This is a genomic window from Dickeya sp. ws52, assembly GCF_007210685.1.
Taxonomy (GTDB): domain Bacteria; phylum Pseudomonadota; class Gammaproteobacteria; order Enterobacterales; family Enterobacteriaceae; genus Dickeya; species Dickeya chrysanthemi.
On the sequence record NZ_SZVX01000001.1, the window covers coordinates 25,469 to 39,763 of the forward strand.

General features: G+C 55.8%; 9 protein-coding genes. 4 read left to right on the forward strand and 5 right to left on the reverse strand.

Going from position 1 to position 14,295, the window contains the following annotated elements; translation table 11 throughout:
* Positions 1 to 109 precede the first annotated feature (109 nt).
* The 5 genes from FDP13_RS00110 to FDP13_RS00130 form a co-directional block, all read right to left on the reverse strand.
* Entirely contained in the window at positions 110 to 1,948 is a 1,839-nt protein-coding gene (locus FDP13_RS00110; RefSeq protein ID WP_143838105.1) for a GMC family oxidoreductase, read from the reverse strand.
* On the reverse strand, positions 1,945 to 2,403 hold the full coding sequence (locus tag FDP13_RS00115; protein WP_143838107.1) for a hypothetical protein: 459 nt from the start codon (positions 2,401 to 2,403) through the stop codon (positions 1,945 to 1,947). The genes FDP13_RS00110 and FDP13_RS00115 overlap by 4 nt, the downstream gene beginning before the upstream one ends.
* A gap of 549 nt (positions 2,404 to 2,952) precedes the next feature.
* A complete protein-coding gene (locus tag FDP13_RS00120; protein WP_143838108.1) occupies positions 2,953 to 5,472 on the reverse strand; it encodes a putative virulence factor in 2,520 nt (839 codons plus the stop codon).
* A complete protein-coding gene (locus tag FDP13_RS00125) occupies positions 5,469 to 8,459 on the reverse strand; it encodes a virulence factor SrfB (protein WP_033577428.1) in 2,991 nt (996 codons plus the stop codon). The genes FDP13_RS00120 and FDP13_RS00125 overlap by 4 nt, the downstream gene beginning before the upstream one ends.
* Before the next feature lie 2 nt (positions 8,460 to 8,461).
* Positions 8,462 to 9,790 carry an SrfA family protein gene (locus FDP13_RS00130; RefSeq protein WP_143838110.1) on the reverse strand — a complete coding sequence of 443 codons (1,329 nt, stop codon included), beginning with the start codon at positions 9,788 to 9,790 and terminating at the stop codon, positions 8,462 to 8,464.
* A gap of 424 nt (positions 9,791 to 10,214) precedes the next feature.
* Between FDP13_RS00130 and FDP13_RS00135 the strand changes: the two genes are divergently transcribed.
* From FDP13_RS00135 to FDP13_RS00150, 4 genes are all read left to right on the forward strand, one after another.
* A complete protein-coding gene (locus FDP13_RS00135) occupies positions 10,215 to 11,072 on the forward strand; it encodes an SDR family oxidoreductase (protein WP_143838111.1) in 858 nt (285 codons plus the stop codon).
* Positions 11,073 to 11,597: 525 nt separating this feature from the next.
* Positions 11,598 to 11,981, forward strand: coding sequence for a M10 family metallopeptidase C-terminal domain-containing protein (locus FDP13_RS00140; protein WP_143838113.1), 384 nt, complete (start codon positions 11,598 to 11,600; stop codon positions 11,979 to 11,981).
* Between the two features lie 205 nt (positions 11,982 to 12,186).
* Positions 12,187 to 12,549 (forward strand): protease inhibitor Inh/omp19 family protein, encoded by a 363-nt coding sequence (locus FDP13_RS00145; protein ID WP_081642155.1) that lies wholly within the window; start codon positions 12,187 to 12,189, stop codon positions 12,547 to 12,549.
* A 16-nt stretch (positions 12,550 to 12,565) separates the two neighbouring features.
* Entirely contained in the window at positions 12,566 to 14,293 is a 1,728-nt protein-coding gene (locus FDP13_RS00150) for a type I secretion system permease/ATPase (RefSeq protein WP_027712068.1), read from the forward strand.
* The last annotated feature ends 2 nt before the right edge of the window (positions 14,294 to 14,295 follow it).

Sequence of the window (14,295 nt, forward strand, 5' to 3'; positions counted from 1 at the left end):
ATTCCGTCTTAGTCAGTTGCGGCAGTGACGAAGTGTGTAGTTAGTCTTATCTATTTATTCCTAGCATGAAACCTGAATATCATCATCTTTTGTAGCGCTTTTTTCTCATTTAACGTGTACTGGCACACATTCTGTCCAGTTCGGAAAGAATTGTGTGCGCTGCCCATAACGTCAACGCCGCCAGCGTCAGCGTGGGCGGCGCTGTGCCCATGCTCACCATATTTCCGGCGCCGACTAAATAGAGATTCTTATGAATCCAGCTACGTTGCTGGCGATCAACGACCGAATGATGGGGGGAATTCCCCATGCAATGGGTGCCGGCGATGTGCCCGGCTCCGGTAAACGCCAGTGGTTGCCCCTGATAGGTAAAATAGCCGGGGTCATCTCGTGAGTAGTGGCTGTGATCACGAATACCGGCGTGCCGGAAAATGTGTCGCATGGCGGCGCCGGCGCGGGCGACGCCAGCACGGGTATATAACGACAAATCGTAGTGAATCACCGGGCGGTAATTACCCAGCGCATCCCGGTAATCCGGATGAATCGTCACCCGATTATTGTATTCCGGTAACTGTTCTACCATACAGCGCGCGCTACATTGCCGCGATAGCCGCTCGCGCATCTGTCTACGCAGGTGAGGACCGCACAGCGGCTCCGCCAGTAACTGTTCGACATCCTGATAAAGCCGGTTGACCGGCCACCGCCAGCCATCGTTACTCAGCTCGATGCGATAGGCCGCCCGTTGCGCACGGGCCGGGCCGCCCCGCATGACTTCAATGCCCGATGTCGTGAGCGGGCCGCGCATCGGCCACCATGGCGTATCGGTTCGCCCCCACACCGGCAAGACCGGATGATCCATCAGATGGCGGCCTACCAGGTCATTGCCTTTGCAGGCGTCGGACGCCAGCAGCAGAACCGCATTCGCGATCGCATTGCCGGCCAGAACATAGCGCCGGGCGCTAACGGTATGCAGGCGATGTAACGCTGTCTCCTGATGAACATAATGACGAAACTGAATACCGGTGATGGCGTCTGTCGCAGGGTCGATCAGCAGTTTATGCGCCACGCTGCAGGTGAGGACATCCAGCCGTTCAGGCGCGGCGTCTTCCAGCGTTTTCAGCGCATGGTAACGGGCTTGCGTCGGGCAGAACGGCGTGCAATGGCTGTTGCCGGTACATTGCCGCCCAAGCGGCGAACCGCCAGCCGCGCCATGAGGATGATAACCACGGCCATGGTCATAATCGGGATGCGGTACGCCGTTACGGGCGGACGGCGTACCGTGCAGGGACAGCGCAATAGACTCGCCATCTTCAACCAGACATGCCCCGCTGAGGCGACGGGCCAACTGGCGAGCGCCCCAGGCGGGCGGCAGCCCTTGCATGGGATAGACGTAACCCGGCGGAAAACGAATGCCCAGATAGGCCTGTTCTTCTACGTTGGCGGATACGCCCAGCTCATACTCGGCTGCCCGATACCAGGGTTCGAGATCCGCATAGCGCAACGGCCAGTCCAGGCCGATGCCATAGCGGCTTTGCAATTCAAAATCTTCCGGCAGCATACGCATGGCGCTGCCGAGCCAATGCAGCGATGTGCCGCCAAGTTGTCGGCAATACGTAGAGCTGAATGGTAACGGGCCGCGTTGAACCAGATAACCGCCGTCGTCATAGCCGTCAGACTGTAGCGAATGCCATGCCGTATCATGAGGCGTCGGTGCGTTGACGTTATGCGGCCCGGACACCTGATGGCGTTTATCCGGTCGCTGGAGATAATGCTGTAGCGTATGCCGGTAGCCGGCGTAGTGCAGATTGTCGCCGTCGCCGGCCTCCAGTATCAGACAACGTTTTCCGCCGCGGCTCAGTGTTTTGGCCATCAATGAACCGGCGATACCGCCGCCGACAATCACCACATCGTAATCGGTTTGCTCTGCCTGATGAGGGGTGACGAAATTCATCCGCGCGTTCCCCATTCGGCCATCGGCGGCTCTGACCAGGCACCGAATTCCTGCTGACGAATCGCCTGAGGATGCGCGTGGATTGCCTGCCAAATCAAGGCTTCGCGCCAGGCGGCATGACTGAGAAAGTCGGCGTTGTCGTCGGGGGTCTGGCTGATGGGAAACCACTGCCCGGTGTACCACAAACGCATCAGGTTACGGGCGACCGGGCCAAGCGACGGCGATGTCAGCACTGTGGTTTGTAACCAGTCGAGCCGTACGGTTTCATCATTCGGTTGGGCTAAAAAATCATGCCGCAACTGTTTAAACGGTATGGCTGCGGCGTGTTGCAGCCAGGCGAAGTATTCATGGGCCAGCCCGGTTCCGGTCAATTCAAATCGACTGAAACCGGTGAGCAGGGCGGAAAGCGTCAGAAAGTCGTCGAATGCGCCATCGGATTCACTACTGTTACTCATGATGCGTTACCTGTGCCATGTCGTGAACCGCCAAGAGAAAACCGCGCGTCTGATCCGGGTATCAGGCGTCGTGGAGCGGGTTAGGGTCGCTATTCATCGTTTTACGGCGGTGCTGGCCGGTAAAGCGATATCATCAGCAGTTGGTGTTCGAATGCGAATAGTCGGTGCGTTCGAAACATACCCATCGATACAACGGCTGCTGATATCCCTGGAAGAGGTGCCTGCCTGTTTTCTTTGACGGAAAAACAAAGCGGCATCAAGGTGGTGGAAAAAGACCGGGGTGGCCTGTGTTCCTTTTTTAACTACCAAACGTTGCTTTAAACCGGGCGAATTGAATTAATGAAAAAACATGAAAAGAATAATAACGGGTACAACAGTACACACCCCGTCTAAAACTATGACGTGAGCGCTGCATTTTTGCAAGACCAGCCTGATTTCTAACATGATTTTGATGAAGGGAATAACAAAGAAGTCAACATAATCATTTGATTGTGTAAACTTTTATACCGAAAAACGCGGAAGGCGGAGCGTTACGCCCCGCCTGTATCGTTAACCTTCGGCCGGTTTGATCACGTTAAGGATGGTTCCCAGACGTTCACGTTGTTTAGGTTTGATATCACGACCGGCGGCGTAACCGGCGTTCTGGATAATCATCTCATTAAGGCCGATTAGCCAGTCATAGATATAATACGCCGTATTATTGACCGGCGTTGCCGAGAGCTTGGTCAAGCGACGGGACGAACCAAAGTTGGCCACCTGCTTTTCCGGTTTGGCAAAGATCTTGTTGCCTTTGTTCACGCGGCTGTCCGGGCGTTGTGCTTCCGGCACCTGCTGGAACCCCAGCCAGGCGACGAAATCGCCGAGGACATTAAGCGCGCGCGATACCTGCCTGTCCGCTTTGCTCTCCCGGTTGATCCCTAGCTGCCCGGAATCCACCAGCATGGTTTGCAGTTCATCGTCTATCTTCAAGCGAACGCTGGCGGTGATCAGTTCCTCCACCAACATTTCGATGGTGGGGCGGTTGATGCCCAACAGTTCGATGATGGCGATGTTTTCCGGCAGATTGCGCAGGTGGTTTACCCAATAACGGTACAAATTACGGGCGAACTCCGCCTCATAGCTGTGGCTGTCTGCTGTTTCTTCGTCGGCGTGCGCGGGAATGACCGGTGTTTTTTTTGCTTCTTTATCTTCACTCTCTACCGGCTCCTCATCGCTGAACAGATCGATATCTAGGCCTACGCCGAACGGCTCGTAACTGACCAGCGGCACCGCCGTATCCAGAGTTTCCTGATAGGACGCAAAGTTGCGCGGCGGTTGCTGCTCCTGTTGCTGCAAATACAGGCGGCGCAACTCCTCGCGAGAAGGCAACAACCGCTCCAGCAGTTCGCCATGCACCCCGGTACGGGTTTGCAGTGCTTTCAGCATCGATTCGGCAATATGTTGCTTGCGCGCCGGGTCGTCGGCACCGGCAGGTTGATACCAACTGCCGAGCAAATTATCGGACAGTTCGCGCTGTAATTCGCTTAACTGCTCGTTGATACGGCCCAGTTTCACTTCGCGGCGCACTTCAGCATCCAGCCAGGCGGCCATCCGGTTGATACCGCGCTTGTCCATCGCCAGCATGGTGCCCCAGGCGTCGCCGGGATTGCCGACATAACGCTGCACGGCTTCGTCGTTGTTATGACCGTGGGTAAAACGGCGGTCATGGCGCGTGACCGCCCAGATCAGGCCGGGTTTGCGGCGACTGCGGATCTGCGGGTTTTCACCCTGGGTGTGCCGCACCCAGAAATCCAATGCCCGGCCGACATGGCGCACGTCGGCTTTGCAGGCTGCGGCGGTACAGACCATCAGCAGATTCATTTCCTGATCGTCGTTATAACGCTCCAGCAGATAGGCGCGTTTGGCGCGCAGTAATGCGCGGGATAACGGGTGAGGTTTGTGCCGCAACAACCGGTCCGGGTTATCGTCATCCGGCTCGGGTTCGGCGTCGTCTTGTAGACTGAACCCCGGAAAATCAAGCAGATCGACCTGCCCGAAGAGTGTTTCCTTCGGCGGAGATAACAGCGGAATTTGCACTTCCGCTGCCAGCATAATCAGCTCGGCCAGCGACAGCTCCACGCCTCTGGCGGCCCGGCCGTTGACGATAGGGCGTACTTGCACGCTGAGATCGGAAGGGCTATTGAGCCTGTCGAATTGTCCGGCATTGAAAATACCGCTGTCGGGTTGCAGCGATTCATCCACCAGCAGGCTGATCGGCGCCAGCACCTTGCGGGCACCGGACAATTGCTCCAGTGTGTGGGAAAAGTGGCGGTAGAGCGATGTATATTCCGCCTGCTCACCCCATAACACCGAGAACAGGGCGGCGCGATCGTCGATGCCGAGGTAGGGCGCCAGCTCGACCGCCAACGGCCAAAACTTGCGCTCCAGCGGTTTTTGCCGCCGCGCATCATGGCGCATCAAATAATCCCACAGCGCCACCACATCATCGCTGGTCAGCCCGGCGACGGGTTCTTGCTGGCGGTGTAGCGACAGGGTTTTCAGGTGGTCGGCAATATGCTGCTCATCGAGTTCCGGCGCGTTACCCTGATCCGTATCAAGAATCACGGCGTAAGCGATAATGCGGGCGATATCGGCCTCGTTCAGCAACTGGAGCTGTACCGGATTCGGGGTGCTTTTGCCTTCGACTTGCCGGGTAAAGCGAGTGACGAAGGCCGGTTGCTGGTTATCCGGATTGATGTTTTTCTGGTAATCCAGCGTTACGCCGCCGATGGAGGTTTCGATTCGCCCGTTTTCTCCCCCGGCCAACGAGGTCAGCAAATAGGTTTTTCCTCCCTGAGCCAGTCCGAACATGCCCATGGCAATCTCTTTGAGCGATGATTCAGACAACCCGCGCGCTTTATTGCGGCAACGCCGTAACTTAATGATCAGCCTGTCGGCTTCCATGTCTAAACGGGGAACGTTACGCCGGGTTTCTTCTACCCAGGCGATCGCCTGATCCACACCTTGTGAAACAGATTGCAACTGACGGCTGAGACGGCTCGACAACTGTTTGGGCGTTAATGCTTTCATTTCTTGAAGACGCTCCCGCTATCGATCCAGTAATGTGCCATGCCGGAAACCGTGCTGGACAAGGTATTCAGTTTTAACCTCAATTGATGCGGTGAAATAGTGTGCCCTGATCCCAACACCGCGTGAGCTATTTCAAAACGCTCCGGCGTGAGATTGTCGTCGCCCGGCACCACTTTCAGGCGCACATGCAGTACGCTGTCGCCGGCCACTTTGCGGGCCAGTTCCGGGTCGACTATCGATAACGAGTAGAGCGGCGAGGCGGGCCAGCGTTCGTTGTCTAACTGGCGGAAACCGAGGCACAGCGAACCACGCACTTCAAAACCCGCCTGTTCGTCCAGCGAGAAATCGGCATCATCCAGATCGATGTCGTTATAGTAGACATTATCGGTGGTGAGCGTGTGGGTACTGTCCAACATGCCAAGATAACGCACGGTGGAGTAGGGTTCGAAATCTCCGGCTTTGAAGTAGAAACCCGGCAGGCGTAGATCCAGCGCCAACAGGCACAGCATCGCCCCCACCGCGGCCGTGGATTTCGGGTTTTCAATCCGGCCGCGTTTGTTGAACGGATACCAGTCGCTGGTGTGATACCCATCCAGCGACATCATGCGGTTGATCGGCAAGGGTTGCAGATGGCGGAACAACGCCTGAATGCCGGGGAAGCGAGACGGCCGACCGGTGAGCAACAACACGTCGCAGGCATACAACGAAACGACTTCCGACATCAATCGCAGATGTTGGGTAATACTCATGCGATTCGCCAGAAATTCACCGTGTAGTTTGCCAAGACGCAGGATCAACGGCACGTGCAGGATGTCGAACGGCGTTTCTTCATCCGGCAGTTCCCGCTGGATCTCGTTATTGATGTACTCCAGTACCTTGCGCGTCGGCGTTTGCGGCAGCATTTCACCGAACGTGGTGTCGATTTCCGCATTCAGATCGAGCGGATCGAACCGTTCATAGGCTTCCAGAATCGCCTGACCGATAGGAATGAACATCTGCAGCGTAACCTGCTGGCGCAATGTCAGTTGACCGTCCATTCGGCCTTCACTGCCGAACAACCGGGTCATCAGGCCATCCGGGCTGACAACGCCGGCTTTTTTCAGCGCAGCCTGTAAGGCCGGCAGCACATACAACTGGATCACATCCAGTAAAATGTCGTCGCCAGCGACTTTAAACCCTTCACGAAACAGCAGCCGGGGGATGATTTTGACGTTGCTGCCGACGCCGTCATCCAGCCAGTATTGGGTAATCGCCAGATCGGTGGTGCCGCCGCCGATATCAATCGAGGCGATACGCAAGGTTTTTCCTGGCTGTTCGTCATCCGCCAGTTCCTTATCCGGGCGAGCCATGCTGGCGAAGAACGCCTCCGCTCTGCCGCCGAAATTCACCTGCGCTTCGTTGTAGAGGTACACCATTTGCCCGCAAGTGGCTTCATCCCACTCCATCTGAACGTCCGGCACCGGCACGCTGCTGTTGCGCTGGCCTTCTTCCGTCAGGAAGTCCTCATCGGCCGGGTGCCAGCCCATCGCTTTCCATACCAGGCCGATCGCTTCGATCATCCGGCGCCGGAAAATCTCGCGTTCCGGTTTGGGCATGGCCGACGGCAGGGTCAGAATGATATTACGCAATTGACGCGGCGCGTTGGCATGGATCATTTTCAGACGCTGGGCGGCGCTGTTCATCTGCATCAGCGCCTGCGCCAGCAGCTCGGAGAGCATGAACGTCATCACGGAACTACGGCTGTAGTGCGGGTCAAATACCGGCAGACGCTCGTCCAGCGGCAGGCTGAACAGCGGTTGTCCTTCATCATTCACCAGCATGGTCAACGGCAAGGCGCTTGCCAGTGGCTCCTGTTGCCGCGGGCTGGTGGTTTGGCTGAAACGCCAACCCGGCACATAGGGTTCTTCGTCCCACAAATAACGACGCGGGCTGGAAATACCGCTGGAGCCCTCCGTTCCCTGACGCTGCAACGCCAGACGGCTGGCCTCGCGTCCGACACGGGTCATCGACGGCCAGATAAAGGCATCGTCACGCCCGCTTTCAAAGGAGAAATTCTGCTTGCCAAAACGCGCCTGCGCGAATTCCACCCGGCTGTCGAACAGCTCGTTGTACAAATAATGAGGCTGACTTAAATCGCGGATCTGCAACTCGTAGGTTTGCCGCAGGCCATTGCTTTCGTCGGCGTGATCCTCTACCAGAATTCCGGCGGTATGGGAGTTACCGACATCAAGAATCAGATCGACATTAATGGCGGGTTCTTTCAAGGTACTGCTGGTGATACGGATTTCCGGCACATTCAGCAGCGTCGCCATAATATCCAGCAGATTCAGATAATGCGCCTGATATTCGAACTCACGCAGATTCTGGCGGATGTCGCGAGGTTTGCGGTTTTCTACCGCAAGCGCTTGCTGAGAAAAGGCTTCGCGCAGCCAGCCGTCCACCCAGGTCTGGTCGAGAAAATCGTCCAGTTCTTCGCTGTGGTAGGCCAGCGTGAACAGCCGCCCGGCGTTGATGTCGTTTTCGCTGGGGGCCAGCGCTTCCAGATCATGACTTTCCGGATACACGCGGGTATCGAACGCCAGACAAAGGCGGTGGGTGTTGCCGTCATCGTCGGGCTCGCCTAGTTCCAGCACCTGTACCCGCGCCCAGTTGTTCGGGCCGCCCATGAAGGTGCGCGGTGGGTTAAAGCGGAAGAACGGTAGCGGTAGCCACACGTTGCTGAGCAGGCGTAGCGACTGCTCCAGCGTGTAGCTGGACTCCGGGTTAACCGCTTCCGGCAGCACCTGCACCGCACTCGGCAATGTGTATTTTCCGCTGTGGTCGTTATACGTCAGTCGCAGTAGCGGCCCGTTGGCGCTTTTGCGCACGAAACGATTGGCGAAGCCTGAGCGCGCCGGCGTGAGCTTCAGTGCAAAATCAAGAAACTGAATGCCGCTATTCTGAATTAGCGTAATGTGTTGTTTATAGTCAGTCAGGGTTGCCAGCATGGTTATTTGCTCTCACGCTTAATCGTCACCGGTAGCAAAGTATCGGCATCATAGCGGCCTTTACATTCAGCGGCTTCGCTTGCTTCCTGTCGGGTACAGACGATTTCCGGCATCGGATAGCGGGAACCATCGCTGCAGCGCGCACGATAGCGGCTGTTGATCACCAGATTACCGGACTGATGCAGCCCGGCCTCTACCTCAGCCTGGCAGGTGACTTTTTCGCCATAGGTAAAATGCACCCGGCCTTTGCCGTCTTTGATCTGGTAACGGAGAACCGGCGGCTTGCCGGTCAGGGGATTTTTCACCGAGACAGTCGCTTGCCAGTTGCCGTCGAGGAAACGGATGGAGCCGATTTTCACCGCGTCGGCAGGCATCACCAGCGCGCCCTTCGGTGCGGCGGCTATCTCGACGGCAGCAGGGGCTTCCGGCGCTTTTTCTTCGGCTTTTTTCTGCGATTCGGCGTTGACCGGCTGCGGTAACAGCGTCGCGACGTTTAACGGCAGGTTCGGCTGAGGGACGGGGTCCGTCGGCGGCGTGGCGCTCAGCACGCGTTTTTCCGGCTTCATGGCGGTTACCGCCGCCGGCGCGCTATTGTCAGGGTGAGAAACGCAACCGCGGATCTGGAATGCCAACGTCGCCAGCAGCGCCGCGCCCGGTGCCCACAGCCAAACGCTGGTCCAAACCCGGCGTGGCGATGGCGCGGCTTGCGGCGGAGAAACCGGTTCGGCAACCTCAACCACAACGGGTTCCGGCTCAGCCGGCAGCAGCGGTTGTTCCGGTTCTGGATCGGTAACCTGCGCGGTCACTTCCGGCAGCGGTTCCGGTACGGGTTCTGGAATCTCGACCGGTTCAACCGGGCGCAGGCATTCCAGCACGTCAGTGCGGGATTTTTTCCCCAGGCTGACGAACCCCCAGAAGGTGATAACCGGTTTATCGTCCACCAGGTAAACGTGGTTGGAACCCGGAAACTGAAAGGCTTTCGATAACAATACCCCGAAGAGTTTTTGCGCCGGTTTGTCGGATTGCCGCGCCCGTTCGCTGATAGCGTCGACGGTGTTGAGATACTGCTCCAGTATCGTCAACGCCTGCTCGCGTTGCTCGTCGCTGGCTGCCATCCAGGAGGTGATTTTACCGGAAAAAGGGGAATACCAGTCGATGTGATCGCCATCCTCGTTAGGTTGGGGAATGGCCAGACAGTCAGCAATAGGCTGTTGTTTGCGAAGACGCAGTGTTTCCCGTAATTGTAGCGCCGAGGTATAAACGGGCTGACCGTTTTCTCCCAACGCAAGAAAATCGTCTAAATTTCCACTGCGTAAAAATAATTTTGCCACGCCAAAGAGACCCTTTGTGATAAACCGTCAAGGCAGAAAATCGTGTTCACTATCTGCGATTATAATTCTGATGGTCACGAATCAAATACGTAAAGAAGTGACAAATATGACAAATATTTGCGTCATCAGTCCGCTGAAAAAGCAATATCGCATAAGTGCGATGTGACTGAAACTAAAAAACCGACAGAGTACGTGTCTCACAGGTTACCCGGCAACACGCCGGCGGGAAGCCGGCGGCATGTATTCTGTGATGATTCCTGCATTTTATTTCACACTAACATTTTTGTTAGTACTTACTAAAAGTGAGCTTGGGCTCTATGCTGCGGATGTGTGCCTCAACCCGATATCGACATTGGAATATTCGGGGCGGAGCGGCGTGGAATGTGTTGATTGACGTGGAATGTGTTGATTATAGGAGTACACGATGTTTGCGATTACAGGAGCAACGGGCCAACTGGGCCGTTTAGTCATTGATGCACTGACAAAGTCAATACCGACAGAGCAGATCGTTGCAGTGGTTCGTGATCCGGCTAAAGCCAGTACGCTGGCGATGCAAGGGGTTCATGTTCGCTATGGCGATTACAACAGAACCGAAACACTGGTTAATGCGCTGAAAGGGATAGAAAAACTGTTGCTGATTTCATCAAGTGAAGTCGGCAAACGTGAAGCTCAGCACCGGGCGGTGATCGACGCGGCCAAAAAGGCGGGAGTCGGCCTCATTGCCTACACCAGCCTGCTGCATGTGGATACGTCGCCGCTGGGGCTGGCGGCCGAACATCTGGCGACGGAAGCGGCGTTGGCGGCTTCCGGCATCCCTCACGTCATTTTGCGTAACGGCTGGTATACCGAAAACTATGCCGCCAGTATTGCGCCGGCTTTGGCGCACGGCGCGTTCATCGGTGCCGCCGGCGAGGGGCGTATTGCTTCGGCGGCGCGTAGCGACTATGCACAAGCGGCGGCCATCGTGCTGCAACTGCATGGTCAGGCAGGAAAGGTGTATGAATTGGCCGGTGATCATAGCTATACGCTGGCGGAATTCACCGCCGAAGTTGCGCAGCAAAGCGGCAAGCCGGTGCAGTATGTCAACCTGTCGGAAGCCGATTTCGCCAACGCGCTGAAAGGCGCCGGTCTGCCGGGCGGCCTGGCCGATATGCTGGCGGATTCCGACGCCGGTGCGGAAAAAGGCGGGTTGTTTGATGACAAGAATGCGTTGTCGGCATTGCTGGGTCGCCCGACTACGCCGTATGCCGACGTCATTCGCGCTGCGCTGGCGTCGCTGTAATTTGTTTTCATGTCATGAGCATGGCGGCGCGTCTGGTTACAGATGCGCCGTTTTTTATTCCGTTAATTTTTACTTCTACGGTGTTCTGTCTGGTTTTTTTTCTGCAGTCTGAACTGTATGTCACTAAACATCGATTTTCTTGACGGAATCTTGTCATTTTATTTCTGTTTTACTAACCTGTCTGTGTTGCCCGGTTTGCACCATCGCTACCGGGTTATCTGATTTAACGCATAACAACGCATAACAAGGAACATTCACTTTCAATAGAGGAAAGCGAATGGTTAGTGTTTAGCAGTAATTTTATAAAAACACGATTTTATAAACAGTACTGTTATATACCCAAAATAATTCGAGTTGCAGGAAGGCGGCAAGAGAGAGAATCCCGATGAGCTTACTCAGGTAAGTGACTCGGGTGAACGAACGCAGCCAACGCACCTGCAACTTGAAGTATGACGGGTATAAACAGATGCTATCTCATAAGGGATAACATCATCAGATACAAAATGATTTCATGGAGGAAACATTATGGCTTTATTCGGTAAGAAAATTGATCTTTCTTCGTCATCATCCGGTGGTTATACCGGCGTGGCGGATGTTTATGAATTATGGAATCCCCATACGCGAGGGAATGGCGTTATCGGCGATAAGCCGTCCGATGCGTTGGCGCAGGCCCGCGTTCAAATAATCCACGGCAATATTTCTATTGCAGCAAGTTCAGTGATTGAAAATACCATCGGCGATTCAGGCAACGATGTGATTGTAGTCAAGCCGTCTGATAATCGTATCGACGGCGGCGTCGATAATGATGTGCTTTATAGTGATGGCGACGCTGATATTTTAACCGGCGGCGCAGGCAACGATATTTTTGTTTCCGCCGGGAAAAACGATTCAATATGTGGTTGTATTTAAGCGGACATAACACGGCTGGTTTTTCGGTAAATATTCAGCCGTCTGATTTCGTTGTTTGACAATAAGTCCAATATGCCCAATGACGTGTGACGGCTATACCCTCGCTATTTAAAGGGAATTTAAGCATGGCAGGTATGGTGGCGTATTCAACAACATGCTTTCAATTATTAAACGCGTTCGCTGATGGCCAAATGATGGGAATATCATGAAACAGCTTATTATTGCGACATTACTGGGTGTACTGAGTGGAGGATGTATGGCGAGCAGTCTGAGATTACCGTCCGCAGCGGAACTGAGCGGTGAGTGGGTATTGAGCGGTGCGGAACAACGCTGCGATATCCGCCTGAAGACGGATGTACTGGATAGTACCACCTGGACGCTGAGCGGCGACAGTGCGTGCCTGAATACATTGCTTCCTGAGGTGCCGGCCGGCTGGCGGCCTACGCCTGATGGGCTGACGCTAACGCAGGCGGATGGCTCGGCAGTGGCGTTTTTCAGCCGTAATCGCGATCACTACGAACACAAGCTGGCTAACGGCAGTGTTCGCATTCTGAAAAAGAAAGCCTGAGGGAGAGAGCTCTGCCGTGAATGCTTCCTTTGAGCAAGATCGTTCGTTGTTCGGCGTGTTGCGCCGATTCCGTCGTAGCTTCTGGAGCGTCGGAATATTCAGCGCCGTGATTAACCTGCTGATGTTGGCGCCTTCGGTTTATATGCTACAGGTGTATGACCGGGTACTGGCTTCCGGCAACGGCATTACCCTGCTGATGCTGACGCTGCTGATGGTAGGGCTATGTGCCTTTATGGGTGCGCTGGAGTGGGTTCGTAGCCTGCTGGTGGTACGGTTAGGCACGCGTATCGATCTGGCGCTCAATCAGGATGTTTTCAATGCGGCGTTTGCCCGCAATCTGGAAGCCGGCGACGGCCGCGCCGGTTTGGCGTTGACCGATCTTACCCTGCTGCGTCAGTTTATTACCGGCAACGCATTGTTTGCCTTCTTTGATGTGCCGTGGTTTCCATTATTTCTGCTGGTACTGTTTTTACTCCACCCTTGGCTGGGATTGCTGGCGTTGGGGGGAACCGTCGTGTTGGTTGCGCTGACCTGGCTGAACCAGCGTTTGACCAATCAGCCGTTGGCGGAGGCGAATCAGCATTCGCAGCAGGCAACCCATCTGGCCGATGCGCAACTGCGCAATGCCGATGTGATTGAAGCCATGGGGATGCTCGGCAACCTGCGTCGGCGCTGGCTGACGCGTCATTATCGCTTTATTTCCCTACAGAACCTCGCCAGCGAACGTGCTGCAGCGGTAGGCGGCGCCTCCAAATACAGCCGTATCGCATTGCAATCATTGATGCTGGGGTTAGGGGCGTTGCTGGCTATCGACGGCAAAATTACGCCGGGGATGATGATCGCCGGGTCCATTTTGGTTGGCCGGGTGCTGAGCCCTATTGATCAATTGATTGCAGTCTGGAAACAGTGGAGCAGTGCACGCATCGCCTGGCAGCGGCTGACCAAACTGATCGCCGCCTATCCGCCACGACCGACGACCATGGCGCTGCCCGCGCCGGAAGGACATCTTGGCGTCGAGCAGGTGTCGCTGCGTTCGGCGCAAGGCCATGCCCGGTTGCAGAATATCCATTTCTCACTGCAGGCCGGCGAAACGCTGGTGATTCTTGGGTCGTCCGGCTCGGGTAAATCTACTCTGGCACGGTTATTGGTTGGCGCACAGGCGCCGACGCAAGGCAAGGTGCGTCTGGACGGCGCCGACCTGAATCAGCTGGATAAAAGTGCTTTTGGCCCGTCCATAGGGTATTTGCCGCAGGATGTGCAGTTGTTTAAAGGCACGCTGGCGGAAAACATTGCCCGTTTTGGCGAGGCTGACCCGCAAAAAGTAGTGGCGGCGGCAAAACTGGCCGGCGTACACGAGCTGATCCTCTCTTTACCGAATGGCTATGACACGGAGTTGGGCGATGGGGGGAGCGGTCTGTCCGGTGGCCAGCGACAGCGTATCGGTTTGGCGCGCGCTATGTACGACGATCCTTGCCTGTTGGTTCTCGATGAACCCAATTCCAGCCTGGATAGCGAAGGCGATCAGGCTCTGATGCAGGCGATTGTTGCATTGCAGAAACGCGGTGCCACGGTGGTGTTGATCACCCATCGTCCGGCGCTGACCACGCTGGCGCAAAAGATTTTGATCCTCCACGAGGGCCAGCAGCAGCGTATGGGGCTGGCGCGAGATGTGCTGACGGAATTGCAACAGCGTAGCGCCGCGAATCAGGCCCGGATGACTACTCCGGCTGCGATGCCGCAATGACA